This is a genomic window from Streptomyces luomodiensis (assembly GCF_031679605.1).
GTDB lineage: Bacteria > Actinomycetota > Actinomycetes > Streptomycetales > Streptomycetaceae > Streptomyces > Streptomyces luomodiensis.
In genome coordinates, this window is the sequence record NZ_CP117522.1 from 2,243,840 (window position 1) to 2,268,298 (window position 24,459).

At 67.2% G+C, this 24,459-nt stretch carries 21 protein-coding genes, 1 tRNA gene and 1 pseudogene; 7 read left to right on the forward strand and 16 right to left on the reverse strand.

The features are described from left to right. Window positions 1–66 precede the first annotated feature (66 nt). From PS467_RS09520 to PS467_RS42090, 4 genes and pseudogenes are all read left to right on the forward strand, one after another. Window positions 67–3,195 carry an AfsR/SARP family transcriptional regulator gene (locus PS467_RS09520; RefSeq protein ID WP_311034896.1) on the forward strand — a complete coding sequence of 1,043 codons (3,129 nt, stop codon included), beginning with the start codon at window positions 67–69 and terminating at the stop codon, window positions 3,193–3,195. 1,079 nt (window positions 3,196–4,274) lie between these two features. Continuing rightward, the gene (locus PS467_RS41925) at window positions 4,275–4,436 is read left to right on the forward strand and encodes a cysteine hydrolase family protein (RefSeq protein ID WP_349256462.1); all 162 of its coding nucleotides are present in this window, start codon (window positions 4,275–4,277) and stop codon (window positions 4,434–4,436) included. A 120-nt stretch (window positions 4,437–4,556) separates the two neighbouring features. After that, a complete protein-coding gene (locus PS467_RS09530) occupies window positions 4,557–5,186 on the forward strand; it encodes an L-threonylcarbamoyladenylate synthase (protein ID WP_311034898.1) in 630 nt (209 codons plus the stop codon). Window positions 5,187–5,596: 410 nt separating this feature from the next. Then, window positions 5,597–5,776: pseudogene (locus PS467_RS42090) on the forward strand (DUF6192 family protein); the annotation flags it as partial. Window positions 5,777–5,825: 49 nt separating this feature from the next. Here PS467_RS42090 and PS467_RS09540 read toward each other — a convergent pair. The 8 genes from PS467_RS09540 to PS467_RS09575 form a co-directional block, all read right to left on the reverse strand. After that, window positions 5,826–6,200 (reverse strand): hypothetical protein, encoded by a 375-nt coding sequence (locus PS467_RS09540; protein WP_311034899.1) that lies wholly within the window; start codon window positions 6,198–6,200, stop codon window positions 5,826–5,828. 201 nt (window positions 6,201–6,401) lie between these two features. Beyond that, window positions 6,402–6,962: a hypothetical protein gene (locus PS467_RS09545; protein ID WP_311034900.1), complete on the reverse strand. Its 561-nt coding sequence runs from the start codon at window positions 6,960–6,962 to the stop codon at window positions 6,402–6,404. Window positions 6,963–7,107: 145 nt separating this feature from the next. After that, a complete protein-coding gene (locus PS467_RS09550; protein WP_311034901.1) occupies window positions 7,108–7,434 on the reverse strand; it encodes a hypothetical protein in 327 nt (108 codons plus the stop codon). Continuing rightward, on the reverse strand, window positions 7,431–8,357 hold the full coding sequence (locus tag PS467_RS09555; RefSeq protein WP_311034902.1) for a Scr1 family TA system antitoxin-like transcriptional regulator: 927 nt from the start codon (window positions 8,355–8,357) through the stop codon (window positions 7,431–7,433). Before PS467_RS09555 ends, PS467_RS09550 begins: the two co-directional genes overlap by 4 nt. Further along, window positions 8,354–9,130: a helix-turn-helix domain-containing protein gene (locus PS467_RS09560; protein WP_311034903.1), complete on the reverse strand. Its 777-nt coding sequence runs from the start codon at window positions 9,128–9,130 to the stop codon at window positions 8,354–8,356. The genes PS467_RS09555 and PS467_RS09560 overlap by 4 nt, the downstream gene beginning before the upstream one ends. A gap of 89 nt (window positions 9,131–9,219) precedes the next feature. Then, complete coding sequence (locus PS467_RS09565) at window positions 9,220–9,648, reverse strand: ATP-binding protein (protein ID WP_311034904.1); 429 nt, start codon at window positions 9,646–9,648, stop codon at window positions 9,220–9,222. Continuing rightward, window positions 9,645–9,815, reverse strand: a complete 171-nt coding sequence (locus tag PS467_RS09570; RefSeq protein WP_311034905.1) for a hypothetical protein — start codon at window positions 9,813–9,815, stop codon at window positions 9,645–9,647. Before PS467_RS09570 ends, PS467_RS09565 begins: the two co-directional genes overlap by 4 nt. Before the next feature lie 178 nt (window positions 9,816–9,993). Further along, entirely contained in the window at window positions 9,994–11,229 is a 1,236-nt protein-coding gene (locus PS467_RS09575; protein WP_311034906.1) for a helix-turn-helix domain-containing protein, read from the reverse strand. A 161-nt stretch (window positions 11,230–11,390) separates the two neighbouring features. On the opposite strand from PS467_RS09575, the gene PS467_RS09580 reads away from it, so the two are divergent. Beyond that, entirely contained in the window at window positions 11,391–11,621 is a 231-nt protein-coding gene (locus tag PS467_RS09580; RefSeq protein ID WP_311034907.1) for a hypothetical protein, read from the forward strand. 49 nt (window positions 11,622–11,670) lie between these two features. Beyond that, window positions 11,671–11,856, forward strand: coding sequence for a hypothetical protein (locus PS467_RS09585; protein ID WP_311034908.1), 186 nt, complete (start codon window positions 11,671–11,673; stop codon window positions 11,854–11,856). Between the two features lie 112 nt (window positions 11,857–11,968). Here PS467_RS09585 and PS467_RS09590 read toward each other — a convergent pair whose 3' ends face one another. From PS467_RS09590 to PS467_RS09625, 8 genes are all read right to left on the reverse strand, one after another. Next, the gene (locus PS467_RS09590; RefSeq protein WP_311034909.1) at window positions 11,969–12,559 is read right to left on the reverse strand and encodes an integrase core domain-containing protein; all 591 of its coding nucleotides are present in this window, start codon (window positions 12,557–12,559) and stop codon (window positions 11,969–11,971) included. After that, window positions 12,559–12,909 (reverse strand): hypothetical protein, encoded by a 351-nt coding sequence (locus PS467_RS09595; RefSeq protein ID WP_311034910.1) that lies wholly within the window; start codon window positions 12,907–12,909, stop codon window positions 12,559–12,561. Before PS467_RS09595 ends, PS467_RS09590 begins: the two co-directional genes overlap by 1 nt. Window positions 12,910–12,913: 4 nt before the next feature. After that, on the reverse strand, window positions 12,914–14,806 hold the full coding sequence (locus tag PS467_RS09600; protein ID WP_311034911.1) for an ATP-binding protein: 1,893 nt from the start codon (window positions 14,804–14,806) through the stop codon (window positions 12,914–12,916). Window positions 14,807–16,592: 1,786 nt separating this feature from the next. Beyond that, complete coding sequence (locus tag PS467_RS09605; RefSeq protein WP_311034912.1) at window positions 16,593–17,159, reverse strand: integrase core domain-containing protein; 567 nt, start codon at window positions 17,157–17,159, stop codon at window positions 16,593–16,595. A gap of 26 nt (window positions 17,160–17,185) precedes the next feature. Continuing rightward, window positions 17,186–17,485, reverse strand: coding sequence for a hypothetical protein (locus PS467_RS09610; RefSeq protein ID WP_311034913.1), 300 nt, complete (start codon window positions 17,483–17,485; stop codon window positions 17,186–17,188). Between the two features lie 158 nt (window positions 17,486–17,643). After that, the gene (locus PS467_RS09615) at window positions 17,644–18,171 is read right to left on the reverse strand and encodes a DUF4231 domain-containing protein (protein ID WP_311034914.1); all 528 of its coding nucleotides are present in this window, start codon (window positions 18,169–18,171) and stop codon (window positions 17,644–17,646) included. A gap of 1,358 nt (window positions 18,172–19,529) precedes the next feature. After that, window positions 19,530–19,606: transfer RNA gene (locus PS467_RS09620), tRNA-Pro, on the reverse strand. A 296-nt stretch (window positions 19,607–19,902) separates the two neighbouring features. After that, on the reverse strand, window positions 19,903–20,844 hold the full coding sequence (locus PS467_RS09625) for an alpha/beta hydrolase (RefSeq protein ID WP_311034915.1): 942 nt from the start codon (window positions 20,842–20,844) through the stop codon (window positions 19,903–19,905). Between the two features lie 200 nt (window positions 20,845–21,044). Between PS467_RS09625 and PS467_RS09630 the strand changes: the two genes are divergently transcribed. Continuing rightward, window positions 21,045–24,452, forward strand: coding sequence for an amidohydrolase family protein (locus PS467_RS09630; RefSeq protein ID WP_311034916.1), 3,408 nt, complete (start codon window positions 21,045–21,047; stop codon window positions 24,450–24,452). The last annotated feature ends 7 nt before the right edge of the window (window positions 24,453–24,459 follow it).

Sequence of the window (24,459 nt, forward strand, 5' to 3'; positions counted from 1 at the left end):
ATTGATGGCGGGCGTAAGCGCCGGCGCTGCCGGAGGCGGCAGGAAGTAGAACATCCATCGGGGGCGATGGTGGAACTTCTTGCTCTGGGATCCCTTGAGCTATGGCATCATGATCAGCAATGCAAGCTCGGCTCGGTGAAAGAACGCTGTGTGCTGGCCGTTCTGATTCATGCCGGGGGCGATCCCGTCAGCGTTGAAACCCTAATCGACCGAATCTGGGGCGACGAGCCACCCAGGACGGCCTTGGACACACTGCACAGCTACCTCTCCCGGCTACGCAGACGGCTACGAAGGGCAGTCGGGGACCTGGTGCAGGTTGAACGCCCCTCCCCCGGGCTGTATCAGCTCCGCGTTGACCCGGAGGCTACCGACCTGCTGCGCTTCCAGCGGCTCCGCACGGACGCAGCCGCAGCAGTTGAGCGCGGTCAGACGCATTTGGCTGTTGGCCTGCTGCGTAGTGCTGAATCTCTCTGGCGAGGCGAGCCGTTAGCGGAGTTTACGACCACCTGGGCTATGTCGACGCGCACCCGGCTGAATGAGGAATACCGTCGTGTGCGGGAAGAACGGATCCGGATGGAACTCGAATTGGGGCATCACGCGGATCTTATCGGTGAACTGCATGAACTCACCTCACAAAATCCACTCGCGCAAAAACTGATCCATTTTTTCATGCTGGCGCTGTATCGCTCAGGACGACCCGATGAAGCCCTTGACCTCTACCGAACCACACGTCGACGCCTCCGGACCAGACAAGGAATCGACCCTGGACCCGATCTTCAGAAACTTCACCAGCGCATTCTCGAACAAGACCGTACACTGTTGCAGATCAAACCAATTACCGCGTTACCTCCTAACAACCTTCCTCGCACAACTCGAGACTTCACCGGACGCACCAGCGAACTGAATATCTTGCTCGCAGAGCCGACGTCAGGCGATAAAATGTCAACGTCCCTGTCGCTGACCGTCATCCACGGCATGCCGGGTGTGGGCAAAACCGCGCTGGCTATTCGTGCCGCGCACAGCTTACTTGAATTCTATCCTGATGGACAATTCTACGTCAATTTACACGCGTACAGCAATCAGACTCCCTATGACCCCGTTGAAGCGCTCGGAGTCCTACTCCAGGCAACGGGGTTTACGGAGGACCTACCAGATTCGCTCGACGAGCGCTCGGCCAGATGGCGGCAGTGGACGGCCCGACGGCGTGTTCTGGTGATTCTGGACAACGCCCGTAATGCCGCTCAAGTCATCCCTCTACTGCCTGGTGCAGCCGCCTGCCGTGTGATCGTAACCAGTCGGAACCGACTCGCGGGGCTGGATGGTGCCTCGTCCCTCTTCCTAGATGTGCTATCCGAGACTGAGGCAGCCGCTCTCTTCACCCGCATCGCAAGTCCTGCTCGGATATCCGTCGACGCCGCAGCCTTGGGTCGTGTCGTAGCTGCATGCGCATGCCACCCCCTCGCCCTCCAACTACTCGCTAGCCGTTTTCGGCATCGCGACTCGTGGGACCTGCATCACCTACTCGATCGACTCACCCAAGCGGCCGACCCCCTGGACGAATTCGACGATGCCGTCGCAACGGCCTTCCGCTTCTCCTACGCAGAGCTCAGCGGTCCAGCGCAACAACTGTTCCGCTTCCTTGCACTGCACCCAGGCCCTGACATCACCCTTCATGCGGCCGTTGCACTAACAGAAGTGAAGGCCACTCAATTGCGCAACAACTTGGAAGAGCTCCTGGACAGCCATATGCTCGACGAGCCCGTGCGAGACCGCTACCGGTTCCATGACCTTACACGAGCCTTTGCCTACCAAATATGTTCCCAGACGGAACCAGAGTCCGATCGCCGGCGAGCGGTCAATCGACTCCTCCGTTACCATCTCACCGCCGCCCACCGTGCCGATAAACTGGCTTACTCACACCATCGCACGCTGCCTTTAGGACCAGGGCTTGAATCCTCATACGCAACCCATTTTAGGAACGCAGACGAGGCGAGAGTATGGCTAGCCTTGGAACGTGCCAATCTTCTAGCAGCCGCCCGCGCCTCCGCTGCTGAGGCTCCGAAATTTGCAGCGCGCTTCCCTCACGTGCTTGCCAAATCCCTCAAGCTGTGGGGCACCTGGAGCATCGCCGCCGAACTCTACGACGCGGCGATCCCCACTCTCCGCAAAGAGGGGAGCAGGGAAGCCCTAGCCCAAACCCTGGTGGAATACGCGGAGGTCCTCGCTCAAAGAAATCACCAAGAGGCCCAGCGCTGTACAACGGAGGCTTTGGCTCTCTTTCAGGAACTCAAAGACGCACGCGGCTGCGCGGACGCACTCCTGCAGTCAGGACGCGCCCATCTGGCGGGGGGCCATGGCGATATAGCCTTAAGCGTGCTCGACCAGGCACTAAATGTGTACCAGAAGGTCGGTGACCGGTTCGGAGCCGGGGAATGCCTTAATGTTCAAGGTGCAGCACTACATTACGCTGGTCGATACAAGGAAGCAACCCGGAAAGTCCAGGCCATGTTGCTCATCCACAAAGAGCTCCAAGATGAATCCGGGCAGATGCGGGCTTTAAACAACATGGGGGAGCTCTGCTATCGACAAGGGCGCTACGAAGACGCCCGTGACTACTACGAACAGTCTTTATTGCTCGCTCAACAATATGGCGGACGACAGGAACTGGCTATTTTGGACACCAATCTCGGCGCCATCTACCAAGCCACGGGGCAGACCGTCAGAGCACTCTCCTGCTTCCAACGCGCACTCGAGAGCCATCGGGCTGCCAGTGACGCTTTAGGAGAAGCGAATGCACTGATCAACATGGGCACAGCTTACGCAGAGGGCGGCCAAAAGCAGGAGGCCTTACTGCATTTCCAAATGGCAGAAGAAGTTGCCCGCAGGATCGACAATTCCTATGAAAGGCAGCGAGCACTAATTGGCGCAGCTAATGTTCGACGCGAGTCAGGACAGATTGACAGCGCGCTGAGAATCTTCAAGCAAGCACTGGATATAGCCCAGAATGCAAACTTCCCTCTCGGCTCTGCACAAGCGTTCACAGGACTCGCACAAACCGCTCTTTCCCTTAACAACCTCGAACTGGCACGCAGCTATGGTGCGCAAGCAATCGCGCTTTACAGAAGCCTTGAAGCCAACGCAGAGGCCGATAGGATTGAATCTCTCCTTGCAAACCAAGGGGGTATCAACTCCTGAACCACCCAGGAGCCGATACCCCCATACCGAAAAGAAGGCAAACCCTCAAGCAGATGCCCACGTTGTCAGCATCACCACATCCACTGCGACTCACTTGCCTGCACAGTCGTCGACTGACTGGACGAGCTCACGCCATCCACACTCAACACCGCAACGCCTACAACAATCACGGCGGCAACAATAGCGGCGGACTTGCTCAGCACGCGGAGCACAAAAACCTCAAATCTGGCGATAATGTACAATTTCGGGCACGTTTAAAATCTGCACAACGGTACCCGTTGGCAGATGATGCCCAAGATCATACTGGCCGCACAGCGGTCCGGTTCTCGCGGGTCGACCCTGCGGGGCTCGAATAATCATCGCTCCTGGCCAAAAGGCATATCTGTGCTCGTTGATCACACCGCCGAGGACGCGAGTGCGCAGAACTTTGCGGCCGGCCGGCTTCAGGACTGGATGTGGTTGTCCGTGAGTTGGGGGGTAGTTGGCATCGGGCCCGGTGGGAGCGGTCCGCGTTGTAGTGCCTCTGATCCACGGCCAGGACCTGCCGCGCGTGACCTTCGCCAAAGATGAGTATGTGGTCCAAGACTTCGGCGAAGAGTGCCGATCACTCGCTCGCAGTGGACGTTGGTCTTCGGCGCACGGGTCGGCGTCTTCATGATGTCCTCGGCCTGAAACAGGGCGTCGTCGGCGTCGGTGTACTTGCTGTCGCGGTCCCGGATGAGGAAGCGCCAGGGTGTGGGCCTGAGCGCGGAGGAATGAGCGCCACGTCTGCTGGGATGCTCGCTGCGGCGCGGGCGGTAGACCGGAGCGGCGCAGAACGCGCCGGACCGTAGCGGCGGTCCACTTCCAGCGCACCAGCCGGCGATGCCAAGTGAGCAGCGTGCCCAGGGTGACCAGCCGGTGGCGGCGCACGGCGGATGCCAGGTGCCGGGCGAGAGCGGAGAGCACGGCACGATCAGCCCACGAGAGCCGCGGGCGCTCGATCTGCCGACGAAGCACGAGGACCTCAGCGTTGTTCGCAGGGCATCGACACCCTGGTCCTGGGCGGGGTCCACACCAGCGGCGTCGTTCTGTCCACGGTGCGGGAGGCCACTGGTCGCGACTACCGGCTGCTCGTTCTCGGCGATGTCTGCGCCGATCCCGACCCGCAGCTGCACCGCACCCTGATGGACGCCGTCCTGCCCATGCAGGCCGACATCGTCGACACCGCAGCGTTCGAAGCAGCCGTAGGGGCTCCGTAGCCGAGTACCGGCCCGTCGGGTTACGGGCACAAACCACACGGCATCCCGGATGCTCGGAGGAAGGCGTCCGGGATGCCGTGAGAGCCGTCGCACAGCACGAACACGCACAGGAGCCGAACCATGCACGTCTACGACTGCCGGACCGAGGTGGCCATGCGGACCGGAGTCAGCCACGCCACCGACGCCTTGCGCGCCGGGCATCTGGTCGTCTTCCCCACCGACACCGTCTACGGCATCGGCGCCAACGCCTTCGGCCCCCAGGCCGTCGGCACCCTGTTGGCCGCCAAGCAGCGCGGTGCCGACAAGCCCGCCTCGGTTCTGGTGGCCGACCTGGCCACAGCCGAAGCCCTCGTTCGGTCCCTCCGGCCAGAGGCGCGGAGACTGGCTGAGGAGTTCTGGCCAGGTGCTCTCTCCCTGGTCCTGCCCGCAGCTCCCTCCCTCGCCTGGAACCTGGGCAACACATGCGGCACCGTCATGGTCCGTATGCCCAACAACCCCATCGCCCTCGCCCTGCTGCGCAGCGCCGGCCCTCTGGCCCAGTCCAGCGCCAACCCCACCGGCCGGCCGCCCGCCACCACCCTTGAACAAGCCACGATCCAACTCGGCGAAAGCGTCCACACCTACCTCGACGGCGGCTCCACCGGAAACACACCCTCCACGATCGTCGACCTCACCGCTGCTGCTCCCGCCGTCCTGCGCGAGGGTGCGGTCCCGCACGCCGCCGTCAACGAGGTCCTGCACTCGGACTGACCGAGCACTCCGCCCTTGGCGGCCGGGGAGGCTGGAGGAACGTTCGACGATCCGGCGTCCCTCACGCCCTGACCGCAACGAGCGCCCGGAGGATCCATCACCCTGCTCGCCCTACCACATGCAGCGGTAGAGCAGCAGGTTGCCCTGATGGGCAACTTGAGACAGGTGGTGGCTCCGACGCGGTTCCCAGACGCCCAAGGGCATACGGTCCGCGTTCCCTGCGACCCCACGGGTCAGTTCCGCAGGGCCCGCTGCCGACGAAGGCGGCGTCTTCTTAGCGCAGGCCAGGAACGACGGTGAGTGACCTCGACGCATCGCATTCGCCGTCGCTCAACCGCGACACATGAACCTGTCGCAGATCACCGTCATGCCCACCGGTCAAGCCTGAACGCTGACGCCGGTCCGGTCGGTCCTGCCGGACGGTCGATGACACCAACCGGAAGGTCGGGCGCCAGGCCGAGGATCCCGCCTCGCCGAAGGAGAAGATCACCGCGATCCACTCACTCGCCCAGGACGAAGAAGGGGTCGCCGCAGCCGTGACCTCGGACTTCCTGAAACAGCCGATGGTCACGGCGAAGGTACCGGAGCAGGACCCTGGCCGGGCGACGCAGGTCAGCGCGGCCGGGGGCGGGAGTCTCATCAGGCGGGGACGTAGGGCAGGGCGGCGCGCACCTTGTCCTCCAGGCGCTGTATGCACGGGTCGCAGCTGTAGAGCGGCACCTGATGATCCGCGTTCTCGACCGTGCCGAGCAGCAGCGTCGGCAGGTCGGTGCGCCGGCACCACAGCCAGCACTCGCCCGGGGCCCACCATCGCCCCTGCCGCTCGGTGGGCGTCGGGTCCGCGCCGCGGGTGAGGGCGTCCTGGGTCTTGCGTTCCAGGTGCCGGATGCACCGCTCGCAGGCGAGCAGGGGTGCGTTGCCTCCCACCCAGATGACCGGCCCGAGCCACAGCACCGGGACTGCGGTGCGCTCGCACCACAGCCAGCACTCGCCCAGAGCCCATCGCCGCCGCACGGGCGGTCTCCTTTCTGTCGTGATGGCTCCGGCCGCCCTCCCCTCGGGGGTAGGAAGCGGCGGCCGGAGCCTCGGCCACCCCGCCGGGGCTCGTAGGCGCGCCCGGTCGGGGTGGGGGTCATGGGTGGGTGATGCCGTAGCTGAGCACGCCCAGGAGTGCGGCCACGGCCAGGACGTAGAGCAGCTGCTGGGTATAGGGGCTCACTGCGGGTCCTGCTGCTGGGTGAGGAGGTGGACGCGGCCGCCACCGGTCGCGCTCAGACAGGGGTGGCAGGCGTAGCGGACGTGGGCGCCGGTACTGAACGACTCCCATGCGTCGATCACCTGAGCGTCACGCGTGGGGATGGCGCAGAAGTGGCACACCACCACGGGGCTCCGTCCCGCTGCCTGTTCCAGCGGCCCGACCAGTCTTTCCATAGCCGAGCGCAGCGTGTTGGGGTCGGTGAACAGCCCGTTCGCCTTCGGGGTGCGGAGCCACACGTTGACTCCCCGGTAGCCATTCAGCCGGGGCACGAGGAGGCTGTCTCCAGCCCGGTAAAGAGTCAGACGCAGTGGTTCGGGCGTGGGCCAGCCGTCGACTCCTCCCGGAGGCACGAACCACACCAGGTGGCGTAACGCCGTGTCTTCGAGGACCGCGCCGGTGTGGTCGCCCAGGGCGTCGAGCACGCAGCGGCCCCAATCGTTCGCGGTGGAGATCGCGTGCCAGGTGTCGTCGGCGTACTTCATGCCGATCGGGGTGTCCGGTCGGAGGCTGGCGGGCACGGCCCCGCTCATAGCTGTCCTCTCATTGGTGGTGCATGTCGGTGATGTCCGCCCCGGCATGACGCTGGCGCGGGATGGAAGAGAGGAGCGGGCTGCTGACCTGGGGTGTGTCCGGGTGGGGCCGGACGGTCAGCGGCCCGCCCGGTCAGGGCGTGGGCACGGGTCCGCAGCACCGCCTGCCGCCACGGATGGCGGTCAGGCTCAACCTCCGCGGAGTGCCGCATCCGATGCAGACGAGTCGCCACGGGCGGTCCGTCGTGCCGGGGTAGTCCTCATCCGGGTCGAATCCGGCCTGCCGCACCTCCCACAGCGCCGAGTCCAATTGCGCGGCCGGGTCCCAGTTCAGGGGTGTCTCCTGGCCTGGGCGGAAGGCGCTGAGCGGGCCGGGGATGTGACATGAGTGGCCGCCGAACAGCAGGCCGAGGCTGATCCACCGGCGGCCGGCCGGGGCACGGTCAACGTGGTTGCTCACAGGACTCCCTCCCCTCCCGGGGCGAGGTACAGGCGGCTCTCAGTGCGCACCGGGCGCGCCGGAGGGCTGGGTGCGGCGGCCTGCTCCTCAACGGGGGCGCGCCCCTCGTTCACGCACACTGCTGCGTCATCGAGGGGCACGGCGGCGTCCATGGCGACTCGCAGCCTGTGCTGCCAGGGCTCCAGGGCCTCACCGGTGTGGTAGATGACGAAGTTGGCCCATTCCTCCGCGACGAGTTCGTGTCCGTGGAGTGTCATCTGGTACAGCAGGAGGCCGCGGGGCGGTAAGACCCGCTGAGGCACCACCAGAATCCGCGGTCCCTGTGGCGAGCTGGTGAGCTGCTTCAGATGCGCGATCTGGGCCGGCATCACGTCCGGGTCGCCGAGGGGCCTGTGCAATCCCATCTCGTCCAGCAGCAGAGTCACATCCCCGCCGGTGCCGGCGGTCAGTGGCGCGCGTGGCGGGACATGGAGTTGCAGCTCGGCGCGGAAGTGCTGGGCCATCAGACCCACCGGGTAGTCCGGGATGCGCAGGAAGTCCGGAAGGGCATGTCCGGTGTGGATGACCGTGCTGTCCGCCTGGCGCTGGCAGGCGTGGAGCCGGTCCAGCCAGCCCGGCACCGCGTCGTACAGCACGTGCCGGTGCGGCTTCTGGAACAGGTGGTCGACGGCGCGCAGGTGGGCCTTGCTATCGATGCCGTAGTACTCCAGGAGTCTGATGGCATCCGCAACGCGGTGCAGGCGGCCGGTCTCCAGCCGCGACACCTTAGCTGCCGAACCACCGATCCCCCACGCGGCCTCACTGCCGCTCATGCCACGCGAGAGCCGTACGGCCCGCAGGTACGCCCCGACGACCAGCGCAGCGGAAGCGGGCGCCTCGCCCTCACGCGGAGGCCGGATCTTGCCTTGGAACGCTGTTTTCATCCGGTCCTCCGCGTGGTGGTCAGCAGGTGCAGGCTGCTCACCCTTTGTGCCGGCGCGCCGGGCACTGCCGCACCTTTGCGGTAGAGGCATTCACTGATCACGTCGCTCTCCGATGCAACGGCGATCAGCGACTCACCATGCGTCCGCCCCGGAGTATCGGTGAGGACCGCGACCGGACCGGAGAGCTCCAAGACGGCCACAACTCGCTTGCGCCGGTCCAGGACGGGAGCAGCGACGATGGCGACACAGTTGTCACGGCCGCCGAAGCCCTGCACCCAACCCCGGCGCCGAGTCCGGGCCAGCGTGTCGGCCCTGTAAGGAACGGCGGCGGAAACTCCTGCACCACCGGACCGGCTCGACTGCCAGGTGAGGAACGTCAAGGTGACAGGGTCAGCCCTCAGAGGTGCGAGCCGGCCGAGCAGTGAGCGCTGCGGTGCGTGAAGGTCCAGGACCTCAGCGATACAGACCCGTGTGGCAGGACTGTGGAGCTGGTGAAGGCGGACGGCGAATGCGCCGGTCTCATCACGCAAGGCGACGAGCCTGTCGGCCCATGCGTTCGCCGCAGGAACGCCGTCACCCGCAGCCGCCAGCTGGGCGATGCGCGGTCCGAGAGTGACCCGGCCTCCCTCATGGGCAACCAGTCCCAGCCGGGCCATGGCTGCGACCAGCCGGAACACAGTACCGCGTGAGATTCCGGTAGCTTCGGCGATCTCGGCCGGGGAGGCTGCGCCCCGTTCGATGACGTCGAATATGGCGGCCGCCTTCTCGAGCACACCAACGCTATGGCCCGCCGTCTCAGGGGCGGCCCAACGGGGAGTGGCCAGGGAGCTGGAGGTCCGCTGCGGGGGTACGGTCGGACGAGTCACTGGTCACCCTCCGCCGCTCCGCTCTCCAGCTCGGCCCAGACCCTTTTTCCAACGTCCAGGATCTCGACGCCCCAGGTCCGCGAGAACGCGTCGACGACAGCGAGGCCGCGCCCGTGCTCCTCACTGGGCTCGGAAATCCTGGGCGCTGGCTTGTCGTGGCTCTTGTCGATGACGTCAAGGCGCACGCGCCCTTCGCCGACACGGGTAACGGTCAGGCGCATGTATCGCCCACAGGCGTGGTCAACGGCGTTAGCGACCAGCTCAGACGCCACGTGCTCCGCCTCGCCAACGAGCTGGGACAGGTGCCAGGTGTCCAGCACAGTCCGCACCATCTGTCGGGCGACGGCAGCGGACTGCGGCTTACGGCAGAGCATCTGGCTGTAGGCCGGCCGTCCGACGGCGGAGGGCCGGGCGGTGGCGGTCATGACGCTCCACCCAGCTCGACGTACGTCTCCTGCTCCACCGAGCCGAGGAGGAGGGGGGTGCTGTGCCGGGCGAAGAAGGCGAAACCCCGCAGCGCCCAATTGTGGACCTCGTGGGCCACGTCGGGCAGTTGGAGGGCACGGTCTCCAACTGCGGCTGACGTGGACACCGCACCCCACCATTTACCGACGAGTAATGCCTCGACGTCTCCGGTGCGCGGCGGTGTCCACGGTGAGAGTTCGAGATGCGATGGCACGTTGGCCCCCGGGCGTCATCGGTGATCAGGTGATGACCGACCGTAGGGTCTTCGCGATTGGGGTAGTGACACAAAGTGTGTCACTCGGCTGTCACACCACGCCGAGCCGCATTCCGAACTCGAACAGGGCCGTCCGCCGATTCCCATTCAGCATGGTGTGTGTGGTCTCTCGCACGCTCGCGTTCATGCGTGTTGCCTGCGGCGCCAGCTTCTCGGCCTTGACGAACGCTTCCAGGGCTTGCTCATGCTGCCCGTTGTAGTAGTACGCCCGGCCGACGTCGATGTAGTGATGACTACGCCGTTCGGAGGCGTACTGCTTGGGCAGCGAGCGGGTGATGAGCTCCGCACGGCGTACCGCTTCCTGGCCTTTGCCCATCTCTACCGGCAGAGAGACCGACCAAATCGCGGCGTTGGTAGGGCCGAACTGCAATTGGAAGTCGTTGCGGTCCTTGCCCAGCAAGTTCGCCTGCTCTTGAGCTTTCTGGAGGTGCTGCTCTGCCGCTTTGTTGTCGGTGGCCCTGGCGTGGTTGAGGCTCGCTTTCAGGTGGAAGGCGCCGGTCAGCGAGACTTTCTCGGGGCTGTCAGTGCCCATGGCGCCGAGGGACGTCAACGCCTCGTCGATGAGACGGCCGGCCTCGTCGTGCTCCCCTATGGCCAGGAACTCCCCTGCGTCGTACCAGCGTGCGGCAAGAACGCGAAGTGGGTCGTCGGTCTTCTCTGCGGACCACAACACACGTTCCGTCGCGAGGGTCGCGTCGGAGCTACGGCCCAGCTTGTACAGGTACTGCATGGCGCACTCGTACGTCGAGGCCAGCAGGTCGTACGTTTTTCGCTGTCGTTCTCCGGTGCTGACCTCTACCGCGACTTGGAGGTCTCGGAGGAGTGCGGGGAGGACTTCAGCGAGCTTGGTCAGGGAGGCGCGCTGCCGATGTCCGTTCGCCTTCGCAACGCGCTCACGCAGCGTGATCAGGTCCACCTCGGCCACCTCTTGGTCGGTGGGCCGAGCCGGGCGCCCGTGACGCAGCAGAGCACGACGTACGGCACCGATAGAGGCGATGGCGGCCTGGCCGTCAAGGTCGGAGTCGGGCGGCGTATAGGGCTGCCCAGTGATCTCGGTGGGGTGGCAGTCCAACGCCTTGGAGAAGGCGAGGATCACATCGGCGCGGTCTAGGCTGCGTCGGCCCTGTTCGAATTTCCTCACGGCTGAAAGAGAGTACCCACTTACTTCGCTGAGTTTGCGCTGATCCCAGCGACGGCGCATACGTAGACGCTTGAGCCTCTGCCCGTTCGTCTGTGCGCCCTCCGGCATGTCGGTCTGATGGGGCATACTGTGTGCTCCGTTCTGACGTAGACACTCAGACGGTACTCCCGGCCCCGCCGGGAGCGCGACGATCGGCCCTCGCAGAAGCGAGGGCCGACGTGTTTTCGGGGTTTCAGGGGCACAGTGTTCACGCGAGGGCCTGAGGCACCGCACTTATGATCCAACGTGTGGAAATCCCCGGCAGACTCATCGAACTTCAGCAAGCGACCGACGACACTCACGCCCAGCTCCGCGGCCTCGACGGCGACGAGTACGCCGCCCAGTGGAAGCGCTGGCGCGACGCTGCCACAGCGAGCCAGGCAGCGGTCACCGAGCACGCCAAGGACGCCGAGCTCAACCGGGCCGCGCTGGAGGCCGCGGTGAAGGAGGCCGTGCGGCACGCACCGGCCACCGAATAGGCCAGCACGGGCCACGGTCAGTGTCGGTGTCTCCCCGCACGGTAGACGCATGCCCACCCTCTTCCGGCCCCACGGCCGTGCGATGTCCCCTGCTCTGGACGAGATCAACCGCCGTATCCGGCTCCTCATGGACGAGCCCGCCGACAAGCGGCGGACCGAGGAGTACACGCGGCTGCTCGTGCTGTGGGCCGAGGCCACCGCAGCAAACGGGTCAGGCTGGTGCAAGGCCGCCTGACCGCCCCTCCGATATGAAGGACGACGCACCGCCCTGCGTTCCACGCCAGGCGGGGCGTTCACGCATCCCAGCACCAGCAGCCAGCAGTGAGTTGATAGGGACGTCCGTCACGCTACCCGCGGGATCGGACACGCCCCGGGACACGGGACCTGATGGGTGTCAATATTCCGATCAGCCTGCTGAGCTGGGCGTTTCCTGTGGACGGTGAGGCAGCCGTGGTGACGTGGTGTGGTACTCGTTGAGCAGTCCGCCAAGTACTGGCGGCGCCTGACCGCGGCAGCGGGCAGGAGGATGAGTTTGGGTCGTCGTCAGGTGGTCGTGGGCCGAGGCCACGGTGGGCCCGTCCCGCGTTGTAGTGCTCCGCGTACGTGGTGAGGACCGCGCAGAGGTGTCGTTCACCGGTGATGAGGAGGCGATTGGTACATTCGGCGCGGGCTGTGCGTATCCATCGCTCGGCAAACGCGTTTGACTGCGGGCTTTGCGGCGGGTTCGGGATGACGGCTGTGCCGTTGTCGGCAAAGACGGCGTCGAACGCGTCGGTGAACTTGCTGTCCCGGTCGCGGATGAGGAACCCGGAGCACCCAGCCCTCTCCTTGAGATTCATAAGCAGATTGCGGGCGAGTTGGGTGGGCCCATGCCCCGGTGGGACGTGCGGTGACACCCAGGACATGGACGCGCCCACGGCGCAGTTCCCACGCCGCATCAAAGCTGGTCGTAGCCTGTGTTCGCGCGGCCGCCGTTCTCGGCCCGTGCCTCTGCGGTCCCGTGGACTTCCACGCCCCCGTTTACGCTCCCATGAACACTCAGACCGGTGTTGGCTTGCGAGCCCACCCCGACCGCAGTGGCCGGACCGGTGTTCGCGACCCGCACCGCCCCGTCACGGCCCGATATCAGAGCCAGGACCCCGGTTCCCAGGGCCACGACGCCCACCAGCGCCGAGACGATCCCGGCGACTTGGTTGGCCCGGTCCCAGCTCAGAAAGCAGAAGACCCCGGCCAGCACCGCCACCGCCAGTCCCGTCAGGCCGGCCACCAGTCGCTGCCGTGCGCTCATCGGCCTATCTCCTCCTCGTCGTCGTATCCAAGCCGGTGTCCTGCCGCTGTCCCGCCTTGGCCGTGTGCCCAGGGTCGGCCCCCGGACGTTCTGGGGTCATCAGTCGCGCCAGAAGTTCCACGGTCTCCGGCGCGATGTCGGGCAGGCAAGCGACCACCTCCTGCAAGGGGCCGATGTCGAGTGCCTCGGCCAGGAGCACACGCCCGTCGAGGATGTCCCAACACTTTCTCACCGTGGACGTCAACGCCTTGACCCGCTGTCCGGGGTCCTTGAGCGTGCGGGCCGCGTTGACGGCTTCTCGCCCGACACCTTCGGCCTGATCCCGGCACCCCGCGCGGCGCAGGGCACGGGCGACACCCGTTAGTGCCGTCACACGTCGGCCAGGGTCCTTGAGCGTACGGGCGAGCTCGGCGGCCGCCTGGGCGAAACCGACGGCCTGCTCGTGGTGCCCGTCGTGGGTCAGCACCTCGGCAGTGGTCGCCAGCGTTCGGGCGAGCCAGATCGGATCCCCCGCCTCGCGGGCGAGGTCGACGGCTGTCCGGGAGAGTTCAACAGCCTCCTGCCAGTACCCTGCTCGGGCCATGGTCCTGATTATGAGGATCAGAGCCCTGCCCCGGCTGGTCGACCGGGCGATGCCCAGGGCGAGGTCGACTGCTTGCCGGTGATGTCCCGCGTGGGCCAGGGCCGTAGCGACGGCTGCCTGTGCCTTGGCCTTCCGGTCGGGAGCGTCCACTCTTCCTATGAGTTCTATCGCTTCCCTGGGGTGCCCCGCGTGGGCAATCACAACGGCCACGGCCCCATACGCTCCATCCAGCAAGTCGGGTTCGGTGACCATTCGTGCGATGCCAATCGCTTCCCGATAGCGTCCGGTGCGCGCCATGGCCCTCGCGGCGAGTGTGAGGGCCGCCGCAGATGGACCGGACCCTTTGGATTCGTGGGCGAGCTTGGCTGCTGTGTGGGCAAGTTCAGCTGCCTGCTTGTGACGTCCCGTGAGTGTCATGGCCTCGGCGACGACCCCCAGCAGTGCGGCCTTCGGCCCGAGGGCGGTGCCGCCACGGGCAAGTTCTGCCGCTTCGTCGGCGAGTTCGACTGCCTGCTGACCAACACCCGCGCGGGCCATGAGCGCGACGACAGCCGCCAGGGTGCCCGCGCGCCGGTCGGTGTCGGCCATGGCGCGGGCGAGTTCCGCGGCCAAAGCATGGTGCCCCTTGCGGGCCACGGCCCGGGCAGCGACCGTGAGCGCCCCGTCCCGTTTGTCATGGTTAACGATGCCGCGAGCTAGGCGAGCTGCTTCGTCGGCAAGTTTGAGGGCCTGCCGGTGGAATCCACTCAGGGCCAACTTCTTGGCTATGGCGCCCAGAACCTTGGCCTGTCGGTCCGGGTCAGAGATGCTGCGGGCGCGTTCGGCTGCTCGCTCTTGGTCCTTCGCCAAATGGTCGCCCTCGACGGCCTCGGCCGGGATCCGGGCTTGCCAGCCGAGCGTGTGAAGAGTGGGGGCGTACACATTGGCCGGCTCATCGTCCGCGGCTTCGGCAGCAGCGGCGGACAGCGAACTCAGGACTCCGTTCCGCCGCTCGGGGGCGGCGATGCCTCGGGCAAGCTCCACGGCTTGCTCGGGGCGCCCCGACTGGGCCAGCGCCCTGGCCGCGGAAGCGAGAACTCCGACCTGCCGGTCGGAGTCGGCGATGCCGCGGGCGAGCTCGGCGGCCTGTCGGGGGGCTCCACTCCTGGCCACCGCGCTGACGACGGCCACGAGGGCGTCGTCGCGCCGGTCGGGCCTGGCAATGGTGCGGGCGACATCTGCGGCTTGTTGAGGGTGTCCGGCGCCGCAGAGGGCATCGGCGACGTCCCGTAGTTCCCTGGCGTCCTGGACGGGGCTCAGGAGCTGTCGGGCCACCGACCCTACGAGTGACGCGGTGTTGTGGTCTGCTCTCCCCCCCGAAGAGGAGCACTCTGACGAGGTCGGGAATCCGTCGCGAACCATGGGCCACTTGGGTCAGCGTGAGGGCACGTCGTACATGCCCTACGATCGCCCAGGTCTCGATGACGTCGTCGGGGATACTGGCGACATACCCGCGGATCTCGTCGCGGCGGTGAGCCAGCCGCACACACGCCTGCAGGTCGGGGTCGGTAGCGGCCCGGTGGAGTCGGATGGCGTCGGCGATCTCGGCTAGCGCCTCGGTGTCGGAGCCCGTGGTCTCCCACAGTCTCTCGTGTCGCACCGCATCGGTCGCCAGTGCGGTGAGACGAGTGGTGTCCGCCAGATTACGCAACATCTGTGGGTAGCCGACGAGGGCGTACTCCGGCGTGTCAGGTGGCCAGCAGGCCTCATGCCAGGCATCGATAAAGGCGTGCACCCGCGCGCGGTACCTCTCCAGCGCTGCCCGGGAGATGCGCCTCACAGCGCCCTGTTGCAGCTCTTCGTGGGCGAAGAAGAACAGATGCGCCGGTTGATCGCCGGGAGCCGGCCATAGGGCCGGCCGATGCTGGAAGGACCGGCCCAATGACCCACCGAGGACCTCTTCGACCTCCCAGGCGCTCACCTCACCCATGAGGTCGGCCAGGTCCTGGGCGCTCAGACCACCGTTGGCGGCGGCGATCAGGCACGCCACCTCCCGCCCGGGCCCACCACCAGTCAGCAGGGCATGAAGGTCGCGCTCCGCAGCCTTCCGAAGCGCCTGGGCCTCAGGTGAAGGTGCCAGCAGGTGATTGATGCGCGCGCTGTGGAGCGGGTGGTTCTCCAGTACGTCACTGGGGACAGGCGGATTCGGACGGCCGGCCACGACGATCCGCAGTCCCGGAGGCGGCACACGCGGCAGCAGCGCCGCGATGCTGTAACCGCTGCTGGCCGACTCGACGCCGGTGTCCTCGTCGAGTCCGTCGACCACTAGGACCAGCTGTCTGCCTTCGGCCGTGGCTCTGTCTGCGGCACGTTCGAGGGCGTCGAGGAACTGGCCCTGGGAGGCGCAGTCCACGTCAGCGTCGCACAGGTACTCCCGCAACTGCCCCTGCAGAGCCGCAAGGAAAGCGGTCCTGTCCGAGCGGCCGGCGGCACGCGCAGTGATGAAGAAGGCCAGCACATCCACGCCCTGCGGAGGGTGCAGCGCGAACTGCGCCATGAGCGCGGTCTTCCCAGACCACGCCGGCGCCAGCCATCGCCAGTAGGCCGGGCACGCATCGCCTCCCTGGTCCCTCTGGACACCGGCGGGTGCGGTGGAGAACGCGGCCATGGCCGCCAGCTCGGCGGCTCGGCCCTCGAACTGGGCGGCCGCGAGCTGAGCGACCTCGTGCAGATAGCCCGAGCGCGGGGCCGCTGAGCGGCGCTGCCCCATGACCAGATCCCCGGCGACCTTCAGGACACCGCTGTTTGCGAGTGCCCCGTCCACGGCATGCGCCTCGCCCGTGTCCTCGGCCAGCTTCTGTTGCCTGCCCGGCCTCACTCGCAACGCTCCCTCGCCCGCGCCCTTGTGAACTCCTATTCTGCCCTCCCCCAACCGTCTCTGCACCGTGTCGACCAGCGCACCCAGTACGTGACACCCGGGACTGCCCTTGGCCGCCATCGACCGAGGTAGAGCACACATTCCACCGCCGCCCGGCTCACTCAACTCGCCCGGAACATGGCCATGTACCTCCAAGTCGCAGGCGAAGTTCTTAATCCGGGACCGGGACGTCAAAGCCACTGACTACCCGGATCTCCTCCCCTGAAGGGTGTCAATATTCCGATCAGGCGGCTGAGCTGGGTGCTTCTTGTGGATGGAAACGTCGTGAGGTGGCGTGGTGTGGTACTCGTCGAACAGGCCGCCGAGTAGCTGTCGCCGTCGGACTACCGAAGCGGGCAGGGGGATGACGCCCGGGCGATCGCCTGGGGCCCGTAGGTCGAGGCTGCGGTGGGCCCGTCCGGTGGTGTAGTGCTCGGCGTACGTGGTGAGGACGGCACGGAGGTGTCGTTCGCCGGTGATGAGGATTCGGTCGGTGCATTCGGCGCGGGCTGTGCGTATCCATCGCCCGGCGAACACGTTGGACCGGGAGCTTTGCGGTGGGGTCGGGATGACGGCCGTGCCGTTGCCGACGAAGATGGCGCCGAACGTGGCGGTGAACTTGCTGTCCCGGTCACGGATCAGGAACCGGGAGCGGCCAGCGCTGTCCCAAAGTCCATGAGCAGGTTGCGGACGAGCTGAGTGGCCCATGCACCGGTCAGGTGGTCGGCGACACCGAGGACGTCCGCGCCGGGTGGCAATCTCGCGGAGCATGCCCAGCAGGGCTCACTGGCGCCCTGTCAGTCCGCACCGCCCGGCCGGGGCCTTTGCTGCACGACCAGTGATATCGATGACACGTCCGGGGGCAGTGACCACTCAGTGACGCGCAGGCCAGCCAGCTCGATGAGTTCCTCAGGGACCCCCAGCAGGTGCGGCGGTGTCCGGCGGTGCCGGATAAGCCAGGCCCGACGCCGTTCTTGTTCCGCCAAGCCGATCTGCGTCCACACATCGACCACCACCCCCGGCAGCACGCCAAGCGCGGGGTGGATACGCCGACGCACATAGGGCAGGTTGGCCGGGTCGTCGGCGAGCGCGACCAAGCACCAGGCAACCTCATAGGACAGGGAAGGCCCGTGAGCAACCAGCAGCCGTCGGGTACGCCACTGCCGACCCGGCGCCAGCGCCCACCGCACCACCGTGAGCGATACGGCCCGCTCACAGCGACGCCGGTGTGCGGCACCTTTACCATTGCTGCCCATCAGGCCGAGCGCTCGTCACGTGAGGTGCTCTGCTCAAGTTGAAGTTCACGTTTACGCTGTTCCTCCTTCAGCCGTTCGACGGTTCCGGCATACCGGATGAGTCGCTGGCGCTCATCCATCCCGTTGTACTCGTCAAGCTGGAACTGGCTGGCGTTGTAATTCTTTTCGATCTCATCTGCCGTCGCCTGTGAGGTGGTGCCACGCTCTCGGAACTTGAAATAGCCGGTGACTCCGGCAGAGACGCCTACCAGTGCACTCAGTGTTGATGTGGCGATCGAAAAGGCACTGTTGGATCCCTCGTTCATCGCTGTGAGGGTGGAGACCACGATCGACCCGCTAATGATGATCAGCTGGAATAAGTTGTGCACGCGCCTGTTGCGGCTCGCTCGCGTACGGTAGGAGTCGATGACATCGAGCGATGCTTCCCGGTAGACACGCAAGCCCGATGCGACATCGAGAGGAAGTTCAGCCGCTGCCGACTGGCGGTCCTGCAGCGCGTCGCGGAATGCCGTCGTCTTAGCGACCACCTTTTTGCGATTTACGAACAGCTCATACCTGCAAGCAATTCATACGATGTTGAAGATGACCACGGAAATCTATCGAGTGATCCCGCCATCCGCCTTCCAAAGGCCAACGAAAGCGGTGTAGACGAGTATCACCGTCAGGGCGAACGAACCCAAGAGGACTAAGAAGAGGATCCTCTGTATCGTCCGAGCCTCCTTTAGGCCAGCCTCTTTTATGCTAAACTCGGCAACTGCAATCCTGTACGTCGAGTGTAACCCATCCGCATCCTCCGACCCGAGCATCAAGGCCCCCTCCCTTAGATAAACTATTCTCGAAGGTACGGGGAGCGACGAATGGATAGCAACGGCGCATTGTGATTCATGAGTTTCATGGGACATAAGTAGCATGGAGAATCACAAGAGATTCCAGGTAATCCGATCGTCCAGCCGCTGAGCCGATCAGACAGAGATCATCCCGGCAGCGCCGACACCGACATCAGGCACGACGCCCAGCTACTCTTGCGGCCCGTCGGTCAACTGCCCAAAACGGATCGACCGCCACCCCCGAACCGACCAGTCCTTGCGCGGCCGCACCCTCCCCGGAGCCCAAACTCCCCCTGCCCGCCTTCCTGAAACAATGAGCCCCACCGTGCCGCAGCACCGACTCGGCAAGACGGTCTTCAGCCGCCAACGACCGCGCCAACCACACCGACCTGCTCGGTGGACCTCAAGGACACGGCCACCACGGCAATTTCCTCATTCTCGACCACGCTGCGGATCGCATAGAGCAACACGGACTTCCGGCACCACAGGAGCGACAACAAGGTCTTTGGGCGGGATGTCGAGCTACGGTTTTGCCATCGATGATGCCTCTGCGGACTGCTCGCTACCGCGCACCACAGCCGGATACGGCGCTCACGCCCTGGGAGTGCCCTATCTACCGGCGGACGCCAAGGGGCTTTGCCTCGCCTTGACGCTGCGGGCACCCCGCGACCGGGACTCCCAAGCGCCGACTGCCCGCGGAGACGGGCCGTCCGAGGTGGTCAGCCCGCGGCCTCTCCCCTGTCGCATGGGGAGCACGACATCACGCTCCCACCTCGAAAGGGGGTCGAAAGCCGACAAGGGGTCCTTATGCCTCTCGATGCAGAGAGCACCTGAATCGATGGGGTGACCGCATGGGCCCACGGTTGACGACGGCAGGCAGGGTTGCGGTACGGCGCTGTACATCTACCGGATCGGGTGAAGGACGAATCGGGCACCGTTGACACGTCTGCGAGTTGGGAGCACGAGGGCTCCCAGAGGGCTCCCCATCGCTCCCAGCCCGGAAACGGTTAAGGCCGCCTCCACTACCCGCGGAAACGGCCTTCGACCCGCGAAAACGCTGGTCGGGACGACAGGATTTGAACCTGCGACCCCTTGACCCCCAGTCAAGTGCGCTACCAAGCTGCGCCACGTCCCGGTGCTCGTTCGGTTTGGGCTTTCCCCTCGCCGACCGCGCATGAAGAACAATACCGCACTTCAGGGGGTGGTTGCTGCCACCGGGGGTGAAGATCGGGAGGCCGACGGGATCACCTGCGGGTTTCACTTACTGTACGTTGGTGATTACCCAATGTCATCTGCGGTGCCGCCGGCCGCCGTGGCCGGCCCGGCGCCGCTACGGCATGATCGCCGAGCGTCTCGCGGGGCGGGGGCTGGGCCCGGCGGCGGCGCGCGGGGGCATCTGCGTTTTTCTGCGCTGAGGCGCGATGTGGTGGTTCAGAGGTGTTTTTCCAGCCAGGTCAGCAGGTCCTGCTGGACCTCGTCCCGGTTGGTCTCGTTGAGGATCTCGTGCCGGGCCCCCTGGTACCCCTTCCAGCTCAGCTGCCGCGTGCCGCCGTAGCGGAAGTCCTCGAGGAGTTCGTAGACGAGCGTCATCCCCTGGTTGCACGGGTCCTCGGTGCCCACTGCCAGATGCACCGGCAGCGCGGTGGGGATACGGGACTGGTGGCGTGGGTCGTTGATCTTACGGACGCCACGGACCCAGTCCAGGGACAGACCAGCGCTGAACGCGAAGCCGCACCGCTCGTCCGCCGCGTACGCGGCCACCTCCGCCGCGTCGCGCGAGAGCCACTCGAAGCCCGTCGTGAACTCGTACGGATCGTTGAACGAGGCGAAGAGCGTCGGGGTGAAGGTGGACGGGGCGGTCCGGCCCCGTTCCGCGATCTCCTGGCCGATGCGCTCCAGCGCCTCCTCGGTTTCGCTCCCCGGCAGTGAGCGGAAGGTTCCGGAGAGGATCAGCCCGGCCAGCTCCTGGCCGTACTCCTGGGCGCAGTCGCGGGCCAGCATCGAGCCCATGCTGTGGCCGAGCAGGAACAACGGGACGCGGGGGTGCGCGGTCCGGGTGCGGTCGCCGACGGTGCGCAGGTCCGAGACGATCGCCCGCCAGCCGTCGCCCTCCTCGCCCACGACACCGAAGCCGCCCGTCGACTCGGCGGTGGCCCCATGGCCGCGGTGGTCCGAGGCGACCACCGCATAGCCGTGCGCGGCGAGGAAGCGGGCGAACCGGTCGTAGCGCCGGGCGTGTTCGGCGGCGCCGTGGGCGATCTGGACGATCGCGCGCGGGGTGCCGCTCTCCGGCAGCCAGGTGTAGGTCGCGACCTGCACCCCGTCGGGCATGGGCAGGTGGTCGGTGCGGTGGGTGATACCGCCGTCGGGCATGCCTTTTCATCTCCTGGTGCGGCTTGGAGTCCGTGTGAATCGTTGCGGTCGGGAAGCCCACTCTCCCTTCGCTGGAGCCGCACGCCAAGGGCATCGACGCGGTTCTGTCCTCCGGGGCGCGGGGTGTGTAACGCTCAAACGCTTGGCGTACCACCTGGCAACTCCTGATCCCTGCACATCCCTTGCTCCAGGAGGACCGTTTGGACACGCACAACGCTCCGCTCTCCGCCCATTCCGCTTCCGCCCTGTCGCGGCGGCGTTTTCTCCAGGCCGCCGCCGTGGGCACCGCCGCCGCCACCACGGCCGCACTGCCCTTGGAGACGGCCACCGCCGCGTCGGGCCGGCCGGTCTCGCTCTCCTTCACCGCCGCCACCAACGGCGCCGCGACCCTCTCTCCCTCCGGCGACCGTCTGATCGCCGAGGTGCAGAACGTCCTGTGGTCGGTCCCCCGTAAGGGCGGCGAGGCCGTCCCGCTCACCCCGCCCGAGCTCGAGCCCACCCGGCCGGTCCACTCCCCCGACGGCGAGCTGCTGGCCGTCTGCGCCTACCGGGGCGGCGGATTCCATATCTGGACCCTGCGCCCCGACGGCTCCGGTCTGCGGCAGCGGACGGACGGTCCGTGGGACGACCGAGGTCCGGCCTGGTCGCCGGACGGCACCCGGATCGCCTTCGCCTCCGAGCGCGGCGGCGACCCTGTGGCGGGCAGCCCGTACCGGATCTGGGTGCTGGAGTTGGCCACCGGCGAGCTCACCCGGCTCACGGGGGTGGGCGGCCAGGACGGGCCGCTCCAGGACGGCGCCTGGGAGGACTTCGACCCGGCCTGGTCCCCGGACGGCGAACGGGTGCTGTTCGTGCGCGGTGCGCTCGCCGGGACGGCGCTGGACGCCCGTACGGTCGCCTCCGTACGGGCCGACGGCGCCGGTCCGGTCACGGTCGAGCACACCGACCCCACCACCGGCGGCCAGGTGATGACGCCGTCCCTGTCGGCCGACGGCCACCTCGCCTATCTGCGGACCACGGCCGCTCCCGCCGCCTCCTGCGCGCTGGTCGTGGCCGGGGAGCCGGTGGCGGTCACGGGGGATGTGCAGCCCGTGCCGCCCCGGTGGGTGTCGCGGGAGGAGCTGCTGCTCACCGTCGACGGGCGGTTCCGGGTGTTCCGGGTGTTCCGGGGGGACTCGGTGATGCGGGTGGACTCGGTGATACGGGCGGGAGCGGAACGGTCAGCCGGGGAACGGTCAGCCAGGGAGGAACCCACCGGTGAGCGGCCCAACGGTGAGCAGTCCGTCGCTGGTAGTCCCGTCCGTAAGGGCCTCGCGTATGAGGAGATCCCCTTCTCCGCCTCCCTCCCGGTCGACCGGCCCCGGTACCGGGTCAAGCGGTACGACTTCGACGGGGGCGGTGTGCGGCCGGTGCGCGGGCTGCATCTGCCCGCGCTCTCCCCCGACGGCCGTAAGGTGGCCTTCGCCGCCCTCAACTCCCTCTGGGTCGCCGATGTCGCCGGCGGCCGCGCCCCGCGCCGGGCCGTCCGGGCCGCCCCCACCCGGTATCTGCTGGCCCCCACCTGGACGCCCGACGGACGTGCCCTGGTGTACGCCGACGACCGCGACGGGCTGCTGGCCGTGCGGCGCCGGGACCTCGCCTCGGGCGAGGAGACCCTGCTGGCCTCCGGCGGCAGGGTGCACCCGGCGCTCGCCCCCGACGGCAAGCGGCTCGCCAGTGTCGACATGTCGGGAAACCTGGTCCTGCGCGATCTCGACGCCGGTACGGAACGGGTGCTCGCCGCGCCGATGGGCGCCGGCGGGCTGCCCGGCCGGCCGAGTTGGTCGCCCGACGGCCGCTATGTCGCCCTGTGCGACCGAAACCGGCTGAACCAGCGGTTCCGCGAGGGCTACAACCTGATCCGGGTGATCGACACCAGCAGCGGTACGGCCAGGCAGTACGCCGTCGCACCGCACACCTCCCTCTCCGACCGCTATGACTCCGGACCGGTCTGGTCCCCCGATGGCCGCCATATGGCGCTCATCGTCGAGTCCGCCCTGTGGCTGCTGCCGGTCAGCGCCGACGGCACCCCCGACGGGGCGCCGCGCCGGGTGACCGACGAGGCCGCCGACCACCCCTCCTGGTCCGGGGACTCCCGCCACGTCCTGTATCTGTCGGCTGGGCGGCTGCGGCTGCTGGACGTCGCGAGCGGCACCGCCCGGACGGTCCGCGTCCCGCTGGACCACCGACGGCCGAGCCCCGCGGACACCGTCGTCCACGCCGGACGGTTCTGGGACGGCACGGGAGGCGACGGCACCGGAGGTGACGGCCGCGGCGGTCGTGACGGCGGCGGCGGTCGTGACGGCCGTAAGGGCGGCACGGTCCGCGAGGACGTGGACATCGTGGTACGCGGCGGACGCATCGCGGCCGTGACGGCGCACCGGGCCGGGCGGCCCGCGAAGCGGCGCGTGGACGCCTCCGGCCACACCGTCGTCCCGGGGCTGTGGGACGCCCATACGCATCCCTGGCAGTACACCTACGGCGGCCGTCAGACCGCCCTCCAGCTCGCCTACGGCATCACCACCGCGGTCTCCCTCGGCGGCTTCGCCTATGAGCAGGCGCGGCTCAGGGAGGCCGTCGCGGCGGGGGCCCTGGCCGGGCCTCGGCTGCTGACCACCGGCGAGCTGCTGGACGGACCGCGCGTCGCGTACAGCATGGGCCGGGCGCATCGCACCCGGGACGGTCTGCGGCGCTCCCTGGAGCGCGGTGCCGCGCTCGACTGGGACTTCGTCAAGACGTACGTCCGCGCACCGGGGTGGATCATGGAGGAGGCGGCCCGGTTCGCGCACGAGCGGCTCGGTGTGCGTACCGGCAGCCATCTGTGTTCACCGGGCATACAGCTCGGACAGGACCTGACGACCCATCTTCAGGCCACCCAGCGGCTGGAGTACGGCCACGCCACGACGGCCACCGGGCACTCCCGCCAGGATGTGACGGAGATCTACACCGCGACCTCCGACTTCCGGCTCATCGCCACGCCGTTCACGGCCGCACCCCTGGTCGGGGCGGACCCCTCGCTGGCCGAGGACGACCGGGTCACCCGGCTGATGCCGCCCTGGGACACCGCGCTCGTGCGGCAGCTCGCCGGGACGCCCCCGACCGAGGCGCAGCTGACCACGCTGCGCACCGAGGTCGGGTTCTACCGGAGCGTGCTCGCCGGGGGCGGGGTGGTCGCCCTGGGGACGGACCAGCCGCTGGTGCCGGTGGGCCTCCATCTGCATCTGGCCCTGCGCGCCCTGCACCGGTTCGGACTGTCGCCGCAGGAGGCGCTGCGCACGGCGACCGTCCTGCCGGCGCGGGCCTTCGGCGCCGACCGCGACCTGGGGACCCTGGAGGTCGGGAAGCTGGCCGATCTGACGGTGGTGGACGGCGATCCCTTCACGGACTTCGACACGCTGGTACGGACGGTGTCGGTGCTGCGGGGCGGGGTGCCGTACGAGCGGCGCGAGCTGGTCGGGTCCTTCCCGGGGGCCGGTGCCACGGCGGCACCGCACGGGAGGCCGGCGGAGGAGTGGCTGGAGGTGGGGCGGCGGCTGCGGCGCGATTCGTGCTGCGCGGTGGAGGGCTGATGAAGCG

What these genes read in the sequence shown, in the direction of transcription:
- PS467_RS09520 (WP_311034896.1), top strand. Translation starts at nt 67, where the DNA reads ATGGTGGAACTTCTTGCTCTGGGATCCCTTGAGCTATGGCATCATGAT.
- PS467_RS09530 (WP_311034898.1), top strand. Translation starts at nt 4,557, where the DNA reads ATGCACGTCTACGACTGCCGGACCGAGGTGGCCATGCGGACCGGAGTC.
- PS467_RS09555 (WP_311034902.1), bottom strand. Translation starts at nt 8,357, where the DNA reads ATGAAAACAGCGTTCCAAGGCAAGATCCGGCCTCCGCGTGAGGGCGAG.
- PS467_RS09565 (WP_311034904.1), bottom strand. Translation starts at nt 9,648, where the DNA reads ATGACCGCCACCGCCCGGCCCTCCGCCGTCGGACGGCCGGCCTACAGC.
- PS467_RS09575 (WP_311034906.1), bottom strand. Translation starts at nt 11,229, where the DNA reads ATGCCCCATCAGACCGACATGCCGGAGGGCGCACAGACGAACGGGCAG.
- PS467_RS09585 (WP_311034908.1), top strand. Translation starts at nt 11,671, where the DNA reads ATGCCCACCCTCTTCCGGCCCCACGGCCGTGCGATGTCCCCTGCTCTG.
- PS467_RS09590 (WP_311034909.1), bottom strand. Translation starts at nt 12,559, where the DNA reads ATGCGGCGTGGGAACTGCGCCGTGGGCGCGTCCATGTCCTGGGTGTCA.
- PS467_RS09595 (WP_311034910.1), bottom strand. Translation starts at nt 12,909, where the DNA reads ATGAGCGCACGGCAGCGACTGGTGGCCGGCCTGACGGGACTGGCGGTG.
- PS467_RS09605 (WP_311034912.1), bottom strand. Translation starts at nt 17,159, where the DNA reads ATGCTCCGCGAGATTGCCACCCGGCGCGGACGTCCTCGGTGTCGCCGA.
- PS467_RS09625 (WP_311034915.1), bottom strand. Translation starts at nt 20,844, where the DNA reads ATGCCCGACGGCGGTATCACCCACCGCACCGACCACCTGCCCATGCCC.